The sequence below is a fragment of the Myxococcales bacterium genome, assembly GCA_016717005.1.
Lineage (GTDB): Bacteria > Myxococcota_A > Polyangia > Haliangiales > Haliangiaceae > UBA2376.
Genome location: JADJUF010000038.1, coordinates 293,419 through 310,019 on the forward strand (window position 1 = coordinate 293,419; position 16,601 = coordinate 310,019).

Annotated in this window: 12 protein-coding genes; 7 read left to right on the plus strand and 5 right to left on the minus strand. The window is 75.3% G+C overall.

Annotated elements, in window-relative coordinates; all coding sequences use genetic code 11:
* Positions 1-476 precede the first annotated feature (476 nt).
* From IPL61_30280 to IPL61_30300, 5 genes are all read left to right on the plus strand, one after another.
* Entirely contained in the window at positions 477-1,262 is a 786-nt protein-coding gene (locus IPL61_30280; protein MBK9035498.1) for a hypothetical protein, read from the plus strand.
* Positions 1,263-1,363: 101 nt separating this feature from the next.
* Positions 1,364-2,329 carry a hypothetical protein gene (locus tag IPL61_30285; GenBank protein ID MBK9035499.1) on the plus strand — a complete coding sequence of 322 codons (966 nt, stop codon included), beginning with the start codon at positions 1,364-1,366 and terminating at the stop codon, positions 2,327-2,329.
* Between the two features lie 122 nt (positions 2,330-2,451).
* Entirely contained in the window at positions 2,452-2,973 is a 522-nt protein-coding gene (locus IPL61_30290; GenBank protein MBK9035500.1) for a YceI family protein, read from the plus strand.
* Between the two features lie 19 nt (positions 2,974-2,992).
* Complete coding sequence (locus IPL61_30295; GenBank protein ID MBK9035501.1) at positions 2,993-3,463, plus strand: OsmC family protein; 471 nt, start codon at positions 2,993-2,995, stop codon at positions 3,461-3,463.
* A 517-nt stretch (positions 3,464-3,980) separates the two neighbouring features.
* Complete coding sequence (locus IPL61_30300) at positions 3,981-6,680, plus strand: DUF4215 domain-containing protein (GenBank protein ID MBK9035502.1); 2,700 nt, start codon at positions 3,981-3,983, stop codon at positions 6,678-6,680.
* A gap of 77 nt (positions 6,681-6,757) precedes the next feature.
* Here the strand turns inward: IPL61_30300 and IPL61_30305 are convergent, their stop codons facing one another.
* From IPL61_30305 to IPL61_30325, 5 genes are all read right to left on the minus strand, one after another.
* Entirely contained in the window at positions 6,758-7,246 is a 489-nt protein-coding gene (locus IPL61_30305) for a hypothetical protein (protein MBK9035503.1), read from the minus strand.
* Positions 7,247-7,355: 109 nt separating this feature from the next.
* Positions 7,356-10,535: a hypothetical protein gene (locus IPL61_30310; protein ID MBK9035504.1), complete on the minus strand. Its 3,180-nt coding sequence runs from the start codon at positions 10,533-10,535 to the stop codon at positions 7,356-7,358.
* Positions 10,536-10,656: 121 nt separating this feature from the next.
* On the minus strand, positions 10,657-11,784 hold the full coding sequence (locus tag IPL61_30315) for an aminotransferase class I/II-fold pyridoxal phosphate-dependent enzyme (GenBank protein ID MBK9035505.1): 1,128 nt from the start codon (positions 11,782-11,784) through the stop codon (positions 10,657-10,659).
* Positions 11,781-12,338 carry a sugar transferase gene (locus IPL61_30320; GenBank protein MBK9035506.1) on the minus strand — a complete coding sequence of 186 codons (558 nt, stop codon included), beginning with the start codon at positions 12,336-12,338 and terminating at the stop codon, positions 11,781-11,783. Before IPL61_30320 ends, IPL61_30315 begins: the two co-directional genes overlap by 4 nt.
* A gap of 107 nt (positions 12,339-12,445) precedes the next feature.
* Positions 12,446-14,461 (minus strand): PAS domain S-box protein, encoded by a 2,016-nt coding sequence (locus IPL61_30325; protein ID MBK9035507.1) that lies wholly within the window; start codon positions 14,459-14,461, stop codon positions 12,446-12,448.
* A gap of 112 nt (positions 14,462-14,573) precedes the next feature.
* On the opposite strand from IPL61_30325, the gene IPL61_30330 reads away from it, so the two are divergent.
* On the plus strand, positions 14,574-15,344 hold the full coding sequence (locus IPL61_30330; protein MBK9035508.1) for a dimethylargininase: 771 nt from the start codon (positions 14,574-14,576) through the stop codon (positions 15,342-15,344).
* Between the two features lie 200 nt (positions 15,345-15,544).
* Entirely contained in the window at positions 15,545-16,549 is a 1,005-nt protein-coding gene (locus IPL61_30335; GenBank protein ID MBK9035509.1) for an RNA ligase (ATP), read from the plus strand.
* The last annotated feature ends 52 nt before the right edge of the window (positions 16,550-16,601 follow it).

The following is a 16,601-nucleotide window of genomic DNA, read 5'->3' on the forward strand; positions in this document are numbered from 1 at the left end:
CCGCGGCTCCGATCGGTTGTCACGCGCGCCGGTCGCCTTCAACTACCCGACCTTCATGGTCTGGTGATCGAGCCCAGCCGCCATCACCCCTGGCCGGCCCGTGGCCGGCGTCCGGCGCTTCGTCGCCGCGGCTCCGCGGCGCTGCGCGAGCTGCTGGGCCGATTGGCCGCGCGCCAGCCGCTGGTGTTGTTCATCGACGATCTGCAGTGGGGAGACGTCAGGAGCGGTGGCGATCGCGGACCGGGGCGTGGCGCCGCTCGGGGCGAGCCTTGCGGACGCTGGGATCGCTGGCAGCTGGATCAAGGCGAGCGCCTGGGTCGTGACCTCGCGTCCCGATGCTGCATGGTGGGCGACGTTGCGTTTGGCAACGCGAGGCGCGCTCACCCACGGTCGACGCAGATCGCGTGTTCGCCGCGTGGCCGCTCGGGCTAGATTGCCGACGACCGCCAGGACACACGCGGTCGGGAGCGCACTTCATGGGAACCCGAGTCGATCGAGACGTCATCCTCGCCGCGCTGCGGCTGCGGTACGACTACTACTCCGCCGAGAACGTGCTGGCCGCGGCGCTGGATCGCGCCGGCCTCGCGGGGGTCACCGGCTTCGACGGCGCCCAGCTCGGCCAGCTGCGCGGCGCGCTCGAGCGCGTCGGCGATCGCCTGGACCGCGTGCTGGCCGAGCTCGACGCGCTGGGCGCCGTGGCGCCGACCCCGACGCGGGCGCCGGCGGCGGTCGTCGACGCTGCGCCGGTGGCGGCGGTCGTCGATGCCGCGCCGGTGGTAGCGGCCGCGCCGGCGGCGGTCGTCGCGGCGGCGCCGGCCGCCGAGCCCGCCGTCGCGCCGGCCGCCGAGGCCGCGGTCGCGTCGGCCGCCGAGGCCGCGGTCGCGCCGGCGGCGTCGGTCGCCGCGGCGGCGTCGGTCACCGCGGCGGCGTCGGTCGCGCCAGCGGCGCCGGTCACCGCGGCGCCGGCCGCCGAGGCCGCGGTCGCCGTGACCATCGCGATCACCGGCGTCGAGGTCGCCGACGGCGCCGAGGTGCTGGTGTGTGGCAGCGCCCCGGCGCTCGGCGCGTGGGATCCGGACAAGGCCGCGCGCATGGAGCTGGCCGGCGACACCTGGACCACGACCATCGCGGTCGCGCCAGAGGCCGAGCTGGCGTTCAAGTTCCTCCACCGCGGCCCCGATGGCGACGTGGTGTGGGAGGCCGGCGGCAACCGCGTGGCGCCGGCCCGGGGCCGCATCGACGCGACCTGGCGCGCGGCGTAGCGATCCGCGCGTCGGGGTGCGACGCGCGACCCCGGCGGTCCGCGCGCTGGCGGCGGCGGGATGAGGGTGCAACCGCGGCCGCGCCGGGCCATCCTCTGGGCATGAAGCACCTCGTCGTGGCCGCGCTGGCCGTGGTCGTGGCCGTGATCGCGCCGGCGCCGGCGCGCGCGTGCCTGTGGGACAACGACACGCTCGCCGAGGAGTCGCTGACCGATCGCGACACCGCGGCGGTGCTGCGCGGGGAGCTGCACAAGCACTCGCCCGCGTTCTACGCGGCCAAGGTCGGCTACACCCGCGCGCTGGTCGACGCCGGCACCGCGCCCACGGAGCGCTACGACGACCTGGCCGTGGCGCTGGCCCGGACCGGCGCGCTCGACGACGCGCTCGCGGTGCTCGCCGCCAAGGACCAGCGGTTCCCCGGCGAGTACACCACCCTCGCCAACCGCGGCACGTTCCTCGCCATGAAGGGCGACGCCGCGGCGGCGCTGGTCGCGCTGCGGGCCGCGCTGGTGATCAACCCCGACGCGCACTTCGGCCGCGAGGAGTTCCAGGTGCGCCTGCTCGAGTACAAGCTGCGGGTCGTCAAGGACGCGACCGTGCGCGAGCGTGCGTCGTTCCTGGCCGAGATCGATCGCGACCTCATGCACACGCACCACACCAAGCACGTCAAGGGCGACGCCGCGCTCGATCGCACGATCCTCGCGCTGACCGGGCTGATCCGGTTCGGCGACGGCGATCGCGACCTCGACGTCTGGTACGCGCTCGCGTGGGCCCTGGTGCAGCGCGGGGACAACCAGCTGGCGGCGCTCGCGTTCCGCCGCGCCGAGCGCCTGGGCCACCCGCGGGCCGCGGGCGATGGCGGCGTGCGGGCCACCACGCTCCACGATCTCCGGACCTCGCCGTGCTGCCCCGAGCCGGGCTCGGCCGAGGGCGCCGCCGCCTGGGCCAAGGCCTCGGCCCGGATCGATCGCGTCCTCGCCAAGGGCGCCGCCAAGGAGGCGCGCTGGCAAGCCGCCGAGGATCGGCGGATCACCCGCAAGCAGTGGCGCAAGGCGTTCGGCTACTGAACGTCTCCGCGGCGCCCTGGCGCGCCGGGCGCTGCGACACCTGGCCGCGGCGCGGCGGGCGCGTCGGGACTTCGCGGGCCCCGGGCCTTGCCTCGCGCGGGTGGCGTCCACACCATGCCGGCATGCCTCGCTTCGATGCCTCCCAGGCCGAGTGCCGGGTGTTCACGTTCAAGGAGGGCGCGCTGTCGGCGGTCGCCCACGACCTCGAGCTGAGCGTCGGGCGCCTGACGATCGACGTCGACGCCGACCTGGCGATCGACGCGCGGTTCGGGCTCGACGCGCTCCGGGTCCTGCACGCGGTCAAGGACGGGCGCGCGACCTCGTCGTTGTCCGACGGCGACAAGCGCAAGATCGAGAAGACGATGGCCGACGACGTGCTCGCGGTGCGGCGGCACCCCGAGGCGACGTTCCGCGGCAAGGCCGAGCCGGCCGGCGACGGCTTCCGGATCACCGGCGAGCTGACGCTGCACGGGCGCGCGCGGCCGCTGACCGTGACCACGCGCGCGCTCGACGGGCGCCAGGTCGCCGAGGTGACGCTCCACCAGCCCGACTTCGGCATCAAGCCGTTCTCGGCGATGCTGGGCACGCTCAAGGTCAAGGCCGACCTGAAGGTCCGGGTCGCGGTGCCGTGGCCACACACCTGATCACCTGGTAGGGACACCCATGTCGAACCACACCGCTCGCCTGATCTGGAACCGCTCGTCGGAGACGATGGACGCCAAGGCCTACTCGCGCGACCACCAGTGGACCTTCGACAGCGGCGTCCAGGTCACGGCCTCGGCCGCGGCCGGGCCGGCGATCCCGCCGGGCACCGTCGGTGACCGCACGGTCGATCCCGAGGAGGCCGTGGTCGCGGCGCTGGCCAGCTGCCACATGCTGTTCTTCCTGGCGCTCGCGGCCAAGCGCGGCCTGACGATCGATCGCTACGAGGACGCGCCCCACGGCCTGCTCGAGTCCAAGGACGGCGCCACCCAGTTCACGACCATCACGCTGGCGCCGCAGGTCACCTGGGGCGGCGCCGCGCCCGACGCCGAGACCGTGGCGACGCTGCACCGCGAGGCGCACAAGCGCTGCTACATCGCCAACAGCCTCAAGAGCCACGTGGTGATCGAGGGCGTCGCGCTGGCGCACTGAGCCCCGACGCCGCGCTCGGCGCCGCGATCGGCGGCGGGCGCGCGCAGCGCGGTACGGCCGGCGGAGCGGGTGCTCGCTCGGGGCCGCGGTGACGTCACCACTTGCCGCGACGCCAGCAGCGACGCGAGCAGCGACGGCGGTAGCGACGCTGGCAGTGACGCCGCCGCGACGCCGGTACCGACGCTGGCCGCGACGCCGGTACCGACGCTGGCCGCGACGCCGGGTAGCGACGCCCGCGAGCTTGACGGCGGCGTCGGGGTGGATGCCTTCGCTGGCGGCGCGGGCGACGGTCGTGGGACACATTCGCCCAGCGACGAGCTGCCAGGATGTCGTCAGGCAGGGCGAACCGCGCACCCGAACGCCTCGAGGCCGCGGACGGCCGGTTGATCGAGGCCGCGGTGGGGTACCACAGCCTGATCTACCTCACCTCGTTCGATCGGCGGCGTCGCTGGTCGGCGCCGTCCTGCCAGCGGCCCCCGACGCGCCGACGGCCGCGCGGGCCGTGTACGATGGCCGGATGCGCACGCTCCTCGTCGTCGTGATCGCCGGGCTGCTCGGGTTGGCCGCGCGGGCGACGCCGGCCGCGGCCCAGACGTGCACGCCGCTCGACACCAGCAGCTTCGCCGGGCTCAAGGCCGGCGGCTGTCTGGTCGGCGGGGTCGCCACCGACGCGGCCGGCGTCGCGACCCCGCGCGCCGGCGACGCCCCGGCCACGCCGACGGTGTTCACGGCCTCGCCCAAGGGCCTGACCGTGCGCGTCCCGGCCAGCGCGACGATCGTCAAGGCGTACCTGGTGGTCTACGCCAAGTTCAACGGCGGCTTCAACGGCAACCCGGCCGATCAGGTCCGGTTGAACGGCGTCCTGCTCAACACCGCCGCCGAGGTCGATCGCAACAACCCGGCCGGTTCGGGCTACCGCGCCTACGATGTGACCGCGGGGTTCGGCATCACCGGCTCGGGCACGTACCCGCTGGCCGAGCGTGGCGACGCCGATCTCAACTACCAGGGCGTCGGCGCCGGGCTGGCCGGCGAGCAGCTGGTCGTGGTGTTCACCGACGTCACCCACCGTCAGAGCCGGCACGTCAGCTACCAGCCGACCTTCATCAACGGCACCACCGCCCCGGCCAGCTTCAACGTCACCGGCCTGCCGACCTGCGGCGGCGCGCCGACCAACGCGGTCATCTCGTTCTCCGAGATGTTCGAGTGCACCGACGAGCAGAACGGGCGCCTCGAGTTCAAGCCCGGCGGCGTGGCGACGTTCACCACGCTGACCACCGTGCTGGGCGGGCGCGACGATGGCTCCCCCGGCCAGGTCGGCACCTGCGGCGCCCAGGACTTCAACTCGCTCATCACCTCGGGCTCGTTCGGGTACGACGACGCCGGCCTCCTCGTCGGCGTGGCCGGCGACAGCCCGACCGCGGAACCGGTCGGCGGCACCTCGTCCAACAGCCGCCTGTCCGACGAGCTGTACCAGACCGGGCCGCTCGACCTGTCGGGCGTGCTCAACGTGCGGTTCACCGGCGACGGCGATCAGATCCTGACGGCGACCACGATGGTGATCGATCTGTCCGACGCCGACTGCGACACGCTGATCGACAACGTCGACAACTGCCCGGTGGTGAACAACCCCACCCAGGACAACGCCGACGGCGATCCGCTGGGCGACGCGTGCGACAACTGCCCGACGGTGGCCAACCCGACCCAGGCCGATCAGGACGGCGACGGGCTCGGCGACGCCTGCGATCTCGATCGCGACGGCGACGGCGTGGTCGACACCGTCGACAACTGTCCGGCGGTGGCGAACCCCGGCCAGGCCGATCTCGATGGTGACGGCCTCGGCGACGCCTGCGACGCCGACACGTGCGGCGACGGCGTGCGCACCAGCGGCGAGGCCTGCGACGACAGCAACCGGGTGGCTGGCGACGGGTGCTCGCTGGCGTGCGCGGTCGAGCCGGGCTGGACCTGCGGCGGCGCCGGCGCCGGATCGTGCAGCACGACCTGCGGCGACGGCGTGCGGGCCGGGGCCGAGGCGTGCGACGACGGCGGGGTGGTGGCCGGCGATGGCTGCGACGCGACCTGCGCGGTCGAGATCGGCTGGACCTGCGTCGGCGGCGCGCCCGACGTGTGCGCTGGCATCTGCGGCGACGGCCTGCGCCGCGGGGCCGAGGCGTGCGACGACGGCGGGGTGGTGGCCGGCGATGGCTGCGGCGCGACCTGCGCGGTCGAGCCGGGCTGGACCTGCCTCGGCGCTGGCGCCGGATCGTGCAGCACGACCTGCGGCGACGGCGTGCGGGCCGGGGCCGAGGCGTGCGACGACGGCGGGGTGGTGGCCGGCGATGGCTGCGGCGCGACCTGCGCGGTCGAGCCGGGCTGGACCTGCCTCGGCGCTGGCGCCGGATCGTGCAGCACGACCTGCGGCGACGGCGTGCGGGCCGGGGCCGAGGCGTGCGACGACGGCGGGGTGGTGGCCGGCGATGGCTGCGACGCGAGCTGCGCGGTCGAGCCGGGCTGGAGCTGCGTCGGCGGCGCGCCCGACGCGTGCGCGACCACGTGCGGCGATGGCGTGCGGGCCGGGGCCGAGGCGTGCGACGACGGCGACGCGACGGCCGGGGACGGCTGCGACGCGAGCTGCGCGGTCGAGCCGGGCTGGAGCTGCACCGGCGGCGCGCCCGACGCCTGCACCACCGGCTGCGGCGACGGCGTCACGGCCGGGGCCGAGGCGTGCGACGACGGCGACCTCGCCGGCGGCGACGGCTGCAGCGCGACCTGCGCGCTCGAGCCGGGCTGGACCTGCGCCGGCGCCCCGAGCGCGTGCGTGTCCGCGTGCGGCGACGGCGTCCGGGTCGGGGCCGAGGCGTGCGACGACGGCAACACCACCGCGCTCGACGGCTGCGACGGCGCGTGCGCGATCGAGCCGGGCGCGACCTGCAGCGGCGGCGCGCCCGACGAGTGCACGCCCGATCGCGATCTCGACGGCATCGTTGACGCCGACGACGTGTGCCCTGACGCCGCCGACCCGATGCAGGAGGACGCCGACGCCGACGGCCTCGGCGACGCGTGCGACCCCGACGACAACAACGACGGCATCCCCGACGGCTACGGCGTCGCCGGCGGCGGCTGTGACTGCGCGTCGGGCGGGCCCGCCCCGGCGCCCTGGCCTGCCGCGCTGGCGCTGCTGGCGCTGGCGGGGCGTCGCCGGCGGCGCCGGCCGAGCTGACCCAGCGCGCGCCAGGGCCCCGGCGACACGAACGCCGCGACGCGCCGGAGGTCGCGGGTCGCCCGGGGGCCAGGTGGTCACAGCCCGATCGCGACCGAGAGCGTGCCGCCGGCGAACCAGGTGCGCTCGGTCGGGCCCAGCGGGCGATCGGGATGACAGTCCATGCGCGCCCAGCCGGGCCCGCCCTCGGCCGCGGCGATCACCGTGATCGGCGTGCCGTCGCCGGCGAACCGGTAGCCGGCGCCGGCGCCGGCCAGCACCGCCGGCTCGACGCAGACGAGCGCGAGCTGCGGCCGCACCTCGATCCGCGCGACCCAGGCGCCGCGGACCGGCACCAGCACGCCGGCCCGCGCCGACACGTTGAGGAGCCCGCCGCCGAGCGCGACGAAGGGCGTCACGCCGCCGACGTCGAGGCGGCGGCCGGCGCTGACCACGAGCATGCTCGCGAGCGTGTGGTCGTCAGCGCTCCCGTGGATCGCGACCGGCTCGACGTCGACGAACCAGCGCTCGGCCCGGGCCGTGGACGAGGCCGTGAGCAGGACGAGGACGACGAGCAGCGAGCGCACGCACCCACTCCTTCGCAAGCCGCGTGCCGGCGCAACTGCTCGACGGCGCTGCCCGCGGGGCGGGCCGCGGGGCGGGACCGCGGCGGCTGTGTCGCGCCCGCGATCGCGATCACACCCGGCGGCGGCGCACCAGCGCGAGGCCGACGAGCGCCGCGGCGACCGCGCCGGGCACCGGGTCGCTGCCGGTCGAGCAGCAGCCACCGTCGGGGCTGCCGCCGGTGCCCGCGTCGGGCCCGCCCACGCCGGCGTCGACGCTGGGGCCGCCGACGAGGTGCACGAGCACGCCGTCGGACAGGATGTCGGGCGAGCGTCCGGCCGCCGAGACCGCGCGCACGGCGAACAGGTAGCGCGCGCCGTCCTCGAGCACCAGCCCGGTGCGGGTGTACGAGGTCGCGTCGACCGGCTGCCAGGGCGGGTAGAACACGTAGCCGCCGTCGGCGTGGGCGATCGCGACCTCGTAGCTCGCGGCGCCCGGGACCGGATCCCACGAGCCGGACAGCGTGTCGCGGGTGAACACCTCGTCGACGTCGTCGCCGCTGGCGGTCGACGGATCGAGATCGCGCACGATGCCCGGGCCGCGCAGCGGCGCGTTCTTGAGGCCGTAGAGGTAGCCGTCGGCGACCGACACCATCAGCTCGTCGTTGCCGTCGCCGTCGGTGTCGGCGAACGCGGTCGCGCCCACCGGGGCGCCGAACGGCACGGCGAAGTCGAGCGTGCCCGCGCACGGGTCGACCGCGTAGAGCCAGCCGTCGGACGAGCCGATGACCGCGCTGGCGTGGCCCAGGCCGGTGAGGTTGGTGTGGACGACCGGGGACGCGAGCAGGCCGAGCTTGGCGCCGGCCGCGGTGGCGGCGTCGCCGTCAGGGTAGAGCTGGCCGTCGGCGAGCACGAACGCGCGCAGGAGCCCGGGGCCAGCCGGATCGGCCACCTTGACCACGCCATTGACGAGCGAGGTCGACACCGTGTGCGGGCGGTTGGCACAGGTGACGAGCGCCGCGTACGGGTACGGCCGATCGTCGGTGTCGGTCCACAGCGCGGTCGTGAGGTCGTGGTCGACGCCGCGCGCGGGCGAGAAGCCGCCGGTCAGGACCAGCTCGTCCTCGGGATCCGCGTCGAGGTTGATCGGCATCGGCAGCATGTACAGGGTGACGGTCGGCGTGCGGCCCGTGGCGATGATGGCGCCGGTCGCACCCGAGAACACGAACGTGGTGTAGAGGTGGAAGACCACGTCGTCGCGGCCGTCGCCGTCCCAGTCGGCCAGGGCGATGCCCGACGGGAACTTGGCCGGGTTGGGTGCGACGGCGGTGGTCCACAGCTCGTGGCCGTCGGTGCCCGCGAGCGCGGTCGTCCGGATGTCGAGATCCGACGCGCGGCCCCACTGCACGGCGACGTCGGGCACGGCGTCGCCGTCGAAGTTGCCGACCACCAGATCGTTCCAGGCGTCGCCGCCCAGCGACGCCTCCCAGCGGATGGCGCCGGTGCTGTCGAGCCGGGCGATGCTCTCGGTCGGCGGCACCGCGCCGTTGTCGCGGCGCCGGCACATCACGCCGGGGAAGCCGCCCAGCGCAGGCACGATCGTCGGGGCGAACGCCGAGCGCAGCTCCCACAGGCGCTGGGGCGGATCGGCGTTGGTGGCGTTGCGGGCGTCGAGCGCCGCCAGGGTCCGGCGGCTGTCGGTCACGAGCACCTCGGCCGCGGGGTCGCCCGTGAGCTGGGCCGCGACCGGCGCCTGCGCCAGGTGGAGCCAGCCGCCGTGATCGTAGTACTGCCCGGCGCGGAACGAGCCGACGTCGGCCAGCGCGGGCACGGTCACCGTCGAGAGCCGCCCGTCGCTGGTCGACACCACCAGCCGGTCGCCCTCGCGCCACGCGGCCAGCACCTCGGATCCCGGCGCGCCGCGCCACGCCACCAGCGTCGTGTCGGCCGGGTGGCGCGCGTCGTAGACCAGCAGCTCGTTGGGGCGCTTGGTGTCGACGGTGGCGAGGTCGAGCGCGCCGTCGCTGTTGGCGTCGAACTGCACCGACCGGGTCGGCAGCGGCGCACGCCCGGCCAGCTCGGGATCACGGGTGGTGAGCACCCGGCGGTCCTTGAGGCGCCAGGCCAGCGTGGTGCGCGGGTTCGCGGCGCGATCGAAGCGCCAGCCGATCAGCTGCTGGCTCGCCTCGGTCACGAGCACGGCCTCGGTCGGGGTCGGGGTCAGGGCCGCGACCTGCTGCTGGCCCGGGATCGTGGCCAGGATCGTGCCGGTCGCGGCGTCGAGCACCGTCGTGATCGGATCGCCGCTGGTCTGGGTGCCGGTGGCGATCAGCTCGAGCGCGCCGTCGTGGTCGAGGTCGACGATGCGATCGGTGCCCATGATCATGTCGCCGTCGCGATCGCCGACGTCGGTCGACCAGGCCAGGTCGAGCCGGGCCGGGTCGGCGCGGTACTGCACGACGAACACCTTGTGGCCCTGACCGGGGGCCGGCAGCGCCGAGCCCTGCCAGCACACCAGCTCGGCGCCGGCGCCCGGCAGCACGTCGTGCGCCTGGCAGTGGGCGATCGCGGTCCAGGCGCCGAGGTTCGGCGTGACCGCGCGCAGCGCGCCCGTGGCGCCGTCGAGGATGCGCAGATCGGTCTGCGTCGACAGGACGAAGTCGGCGACGCCGTCGCCGGTGATGTCGGCGTAGGCCATCTGACGCGCGCCGGCGCACGCCGACGACGGCAGCGTCCAGACCTTGCGCGCGGCGGCCCAGCCGTCGGCGAAGCTCCACACGACGCCGGGCGTGGTCGAGCGCAGCTGGCAGCACGCGCACTCCTGCACCGTCAGCTCGTCGCCGGGGCGGCCGTCGACGTCGGCCAGGCGCACGTCGGCCAGGGTGCCCATCTCGCCGACCGGCTCGCCCCACAGGAGCGCCCCGGTGGTGGGCTCGAACACGAACGCGCGATCGCTCGAGCGCGCGATCAGCTCGGGGGCGCCGTCGCCGTCGAGATCCGCCTGGCCGACCATCGCGGTCAGCGCGAGGTTGGCGCTGGTCCAGCGCGGCACGCCCAGGGTCGACAGCAGCCGGACGCGCCCGCCGCCGATGTAGGCGACGCCGTCGCCGAGCGGCATCGCCAGGGAGGTGCCGAGGGCGCCGCCCAGGTACTGGCGCCAGTACGCCGCCGGCGTCTGGAGGTTGCTGGTGCCGGTGACCTGCCCCGACCGCCGGGCGTCGTGGCGAGCGACCGGCCAGTCGGCGTGGGCGATCGACGCGGAGACCAGGCCGAGCGCAGCGACGAGGGCGGCACGATGGAGGGACACAGCCATGGGTTCTCCAGGCGTAGCAGGAACGGTCGCTAGCGTCGGTGAGCGGGCGCACCCCCCGCACAGAACGGTAGGACGCCGCGGGGCGCCTCGACGTTCACCCCGGCCAGGCCGAATCGCCGGATCAGGCGCGGTGCAGGCCCGCGACGATCGTGATCACACGGGCTTGGTCGGCCTCGGTGAGGCTGGACCCGCTCGGGAGGCACAGGCCGCGCTCGAACAGCGCGGCGGCCCGCGCCCCGCCCCGGACCGGCGCGCCGGCGAAGATCGGCTGGAGGTGCATCGGCTTCCACACCGGGCGGGCCTCGATGTCGGCGGCCTCGAGGGCGACCCGGACCTGCTCGCGGTCGGCGCCGAACCGCGCTGGATCGATCGTCAGGCAGGTGAGCCAGCAGTTGCCGACGCAGCCGGGCGCGTCATCCAGGAACTCGACGCCGGGCAGCCCTGCCAGGGCGTCGCGGTAGCGGGCGTTGACCGCGCGCCGGGCGGCCACGCGCTCGGGCAGCGCCGCGAGCTGGGCCCGGCCGACGGCGGCGAGCAGGTTCGACAGCCGGTAGTTGAACCCGATCTCGGCGTGCTGGTAGTGCGGCGCCGGCTCGCGCGCCTGGGTCGAGAGCTTGCGGGCGTGGGCCAGCCACCCGGCGTCGGCGCCGAGCAGCGCGCCACCGCCGCTGGTGGTGATGATCTTGTTGCCGTTGAACGACAGCACCGCGAGCGCGCCCTGCCCGCCGACCGGGCGGCCCTGGTAGGTCGAGCCGAGCGCCTCGGCCGCGTCCTGGATCAGCACCGCGCCGTGGCGCGCGCACAGCGGCGCGATCCGATCGTAGGCGCAGCTCTGGCCGTAGAGATCGACGGTGATGACCGCGCGGATCGGCCGGCCGCGCCGCTCGGCGTCGGCGAGCGCCTCGGCCAGCAGGTCCGGATCCATGGTCCAGGTCGCGTCGCAGTCGATGAACACCGGCTCGGCGCCGACGTAGACCACCGGGTTGGCGCTGGCGGAGAACGTCAACGTCGAGACCGCGACCCGATCGCCGGGACCGACGCCAGCGACGATCAGCGCCAGGTGCAGCGCCGCGGTGCCGCTGCTGAGCGCCACCGCGCCGGGCACGGCCACCGCCGCCGCGAGCTCCCGCTCGAACCCGTCGACGTGGGGCCCCAGCGGCGCGATCCAGTTCGACGCGACCGCGTCGGTGAGGAGCCCGAGCTCGGCGCCCGACAGGTGCGGCGGCGACAGGTAGACGCGCGTCATCAGTTCATCACGGCCGCCGGCCGGGTCGGGGCGCCATCGCTGTCGTGGCCGGGCGTCGCCGCCTCGCCGTCGCCGGGGCGGCGCAGGCGATCGAGCACGGCGCGGGTGAGGATCATCGCGTCGACGGTGAGCGACGCGTGCTCGAGGTACCAGCGATCCAGCGCCTGCTCGTCATCCCACGACCGGTCGTCACCGCCGTGGAGCTGGGCCCAGCCGGTGACCCCGGGCTTGAGCGCGTGCCGGCCCGGGGTCAGGTCGGCGTACTGCGGGTGGAGCGGCCGCGGGCCGACCAGGCTCATGTCGCCGCGGAGCACGTTCCACAGCGCCGGCAGCGTCGCGACGCCGGTGGCGCGGAGCCACGCGCCCAGCTCGGTGCGCGCGTGCGTGCGCAGGTGCCACATCGCGAACGGCTCGCCGCCGCGGCCGGCGCGCAGCACCCGCTCGAACGGCGGCGGCCCCAGCTCGACCCGGGTCGCGGCGGCGGCCAGCGCCACCACCGGCCCGGTCACGACCAGCGCCGCGCAGGCCCCGACCAGATCGAACGCACGCTTGCTCACTCGCTGCAAGAGACCCATCGCGAGCACTCTAGCAAAGGTCCGCGGCGACGGCGCCCGCGACCTGGCCCGACCGCACGGCCCGCGCCACGTCCGCGATCGTGCAGGGATCAGCCGTCGTCGCTGGTGATCGCCCGCGCCACCGCGTCGATCAACGCGTCGGGCGACCACGGCTTCGCGAGGAACCCGGTCGGGTCGGCGCCGACCTGCCGGGCGGCCTCCTGCTCGGCGTAGCCGCTCGACAGCACCACCGGCAGCCGCGGGCGCAGCCGCCGCAGGGCGGCGAAGGTCTCGGCCCCGCCCAGCTTCGGCATGGTCATGTCGAGCACCACGCACGCGTAGGCGTCGGGGCGCGCGCCGAAGCGCTGCACCGCGTCGGCGCCGTCGGCCGCGCACTCGACCTCGTAGCCGACCAGCTCGAGCACCTGGCTCGCGAGCCGGCGGATCGGCGCCTCGTCGTCGATGACCAGCACCAGCCCGGTGCCCGCGATCGACGGGCCGACCGTCGGCGCGACCGGGACCGCGCCGGCGCGGGCGCGCTCCGGCAGCAGGACGGTGAAGGTCGCGCCGCGCCCGGGCGCGCTCTCGACCTTGATCGCGCCGCGGTGGCCTCGGAGGATGCCGAGGGTCGCGGCCAGGCCCAGGCCGCGGCCCGCGAACTTGGTCGTGAAGAACGGATCGAAGATGCGCTGGCGCGTGGCCGCGTCCATGCCGGCGCCGGTGTCGGTGACCGCGCAGAACGCGTACCGGCCCTCGGGCAGCGCCTCGTCGAGGTAGGTGTCGCGCAGCTGCGCGCGGCTCAGCGCGCGGGTCCCGGTGGTGATCGTGATGACGCCGGGGCGATCGCCGATCGCGTCGCTGGCGTTGGTGACCAGGTTCATCACGACCTGGCGCAGCTGCGTGCCGTCGCCCTCGACCATCGGCGGGTCGACCGCGAGGTCGAGCTCGAGCGACGCCATCTTGGTGATGACGGTCCCGAGCAGGTGCCCGATCTCCAGGACGATCGCGTTGAGGCTGATCGGCTCGACGACGAACCGGGCCCGGCCCGAGTACGCCAGCATCTGGCGGGTGAGGTCGGCGGCGCGCAGGGCCGCGGTCTCGATGTCCGCGAGCATCGGCGCGACCGCCGCGTCCGGGCCGAGCTGGCGCCGGGCCAGGTTGGCGTTGCCGAGGACGCCGACCAGCAGGTTGTTGAAGTCGTGCGCGACGCCGCCAGCGAGGATCGCCAGGCTCTCGAGCTTCTGGGCCTGCTGGATCCGGAGCTCGAGGTCGCGGCGCTCGGTGACGTCGGTGACCATCGCCAGCGCGCCGCCGTAGCGGCCGTCGACCGTCGGCAGCGGGCTGCTGGCCATCACCACCCAGACGTCGGCGCCGCTGGCGTGGCGCAGCCGGAACTCGTGGCGCTCGCGGATGCCGCGCTTGCGCCGCTCGACGTTTGCGGTCGCCTCGCGCCGCGCGCACTCGTCCATGAACGCGAACATCGGCTGACCCACCATCTCGGCCGGCGTCAGGCCGAGCATGGTCGCCATCTGCTCGTTGGCGAGCGTGGTGCGGTTGTCCTCGTCGATGACCCAGACGCCCTCGACCGTGGTCTCGATCAGCTGCCGCAGGCGCGCCTCGCTGCCCATCAGCGCGCGCTCGGCCCGCAGCCGCTCGAACTCCGCGGCGGCCCGCTGCGCGATCGTCGCGAGCACGATGTCGAGGTCGGGGATCGGCTCGCGGTCGACGCGATCGAGCGCGACGATGATGCCGAGCGGCGTCCCGTCGCCGGCGTGGATCGGCACGCCGAAGTAGGCCGCGATGCCCATCTCGACCAGCATCACGTCATCCGGAAAGAGCCGCTGGACCTGGGCCGGGTGCTGACACAGGCCGCCCGACACCACGCCCGCGCACGGCGAGCCGGCCAGCTCGTAGGCGAACGGCGCGCCGACGGCGCCGTCACGCCAGACCGCGGTGGCGGCCATCCGGGTCGGCGTCTGCAGCTCGCCGATGAACGTGATCGGCGTCGCGAGCACCTCGGCGACCACCTGCGCCAGCGCCGCGAAGAACGCCTCGCCGGTGACGTGGGCGGTGGCCTCGAAGATCCGGCGCACCTGGGCCCCGACGGGGTCTGCTACGCGCGGCATCAGCGCCGATCATACCCCGAGCGGTCGACGGCGGGGCCGGGCCGCAGACGATCCGCGGCGGCGCGGTCGCGCATCGTGGGGCCGCGGGCGCGCAGCCCGGTAGAGTCAGCGCGTGCTCGCCCTGACCCGCTCGATCTCCGACAGCTTCGTCGCGGCGCTGGCCGCGGTCCCGCCCGATCCGCCCATCGACGTGGTGCGGGCCCGGGCCCAGCACGCCGCCTACCGCGCGGCGCTGGCGGCGCTGGGCGCGCGGGTGCTCGTGCTCGACGCCGACGAGGCCCACCCCGACGGCTGCTTCGTCGAGGACACCGCGGTGATCGCGGGCGGCGTCGCGCTGATCACCCGGCCGGGCGCGCCGTCGCGGCAGGGCGAGGGCGGCGCGGTGGCGCGGGCGCTGGCGCCGTACGTCGAGCTGGCCGACATGCCGGCGCCGGCGACGCTCGACGGCGGCGACTGCCTGCTGCTCGGGCGCACGCTCTACGTCGGCCGCTCGGCCCGCACCAACGCCGCCGGCGTCGCCCGCGCCGCCGCGGTGTTCGGGCCCCGGGGCGTGCGCGTGGTCGCGGTCGAGCTGCCGGCCGACGTGCTGCACCTCAAGTGCGTGTGCGCGCGGCTCGACGACGACCGCGTGCTCGTGGCCGAGGGCGCGCTGCCGGCCGAGGTGTTCGTCGGCGCCGCCGTGGTCTGGGCGCCGCGGGCCGAGACCTACGCCGCCAACGTCGTCACGATCGGCGCCGGCGCGATCGTCGCCGACGGCTTCCCCGGCACCCGCGCGGCGCTCGAGGGCGCCGGCTTCGCGGTCCACCCGGTCGCGACCACCGAGGTGCGCAAGGCCGACGGCTCGCTGACGTGCCTGTCGGTGCTGGTGCCGGGCGTGGCGTGACCGGCGCGTCGTCGCGCGGTCCGCAGGTTGTGATTGACAACCGCGGGCGCGACGGCTAGTTACGATCGCTCGACCACGGCGCGCGCAGGGCGTGCCCCGAGGTCCGGAGGATGTGGGCGGCGGGCTCGAGCGGAGCGGATCCAGTGCTGGATCTGCCAGACCGCAGGCGGGCCGCCGGCTCGGCCAGGCAGGAGTGTCCCGTGGAACGCAAGCTCGTCTCGATCCAGCAGATCGACGCCATCGACCCGATCGTCGGCGCCGACAACATCGTCAAGGCCCGGGTCATGGGCTGGGACGTCGTCGTCAAGAAGGACGAGTTCACGGCCGGCGCGCCGTGCGTGTTCTTCGAGATCGACAGCGTGCTGCCGGCCGATCAGCCGTGGGCGGAGTTCATGCGCCCGCGCGGCTTCCGCGTGAAGACCGCGCGGCTGCGGGGCGTGCTGTCGCAGGGCCTGGCGCTGCCGGTCGCGATCTTGCCCGCGGGCACGCCGCTGCCGGCGGTCGGCGCCGACGTGCGCGACCTGCTCGGGGTCGTCAAGTACGAGCCCGAGGTGCCGGACACGCGCGAGATCGCCGGCCCGTTCCCGGGCGCGGTGCCCAAGACCGACGAGCTCCGGCTGCAGTCGGCGCTGGCGGTGCTCGACGAGCTGCGCGGCCGCGACTTCTACGTCACGACCAAGTGCGACGGCACGTCGGCCACGTACCTGCGCGCGCTCGACGGCGAGCTGATCGCCTGCTCGCGCAACTGGGCGCTGGTCCCGGGCCCCAACCCGGTCTGGCGGATGGCCGAGCGCCTGCGCCTGGCCGAGGTCATCCCGCCCGAGTTCGCGATCCAGGGCGAGCTGTGCGGCCCCGGCATCCAGCGGAACCGCCTCGGCCTGGCCGAGCTCGAGCTGTTCGTGTTCAGCGTCCACGACGTGCGCGCCGGCCGGTTCCTCGATCACGCCGAGCTGATCGAGTTCTGCGCGACCCGGGGCCTGCGCACCGTGCCGGTCGAGCTGGTCGTCACCGGCGCCGACGCCGCGGCGTTCCCGCACTCGCTCGAGCGCTGGCTCGAGCAGGCCCGGGGCCTGTACCCCGGCACGCGCAACCGCAAGGAGGGCATCGTCGTCCGCGCGCTCACCGAGACCCTGTCGCCGACGCTCGGCGGCCGCCTGTCGTTCAAGGTGATCAACAACGAGTTCCTGCTCAAGGACGAGGACTGACGCGCCACCTCGGGGGCCGTCGTCGGCAGCGGGCGAGCGGGCGGCGCGGCGG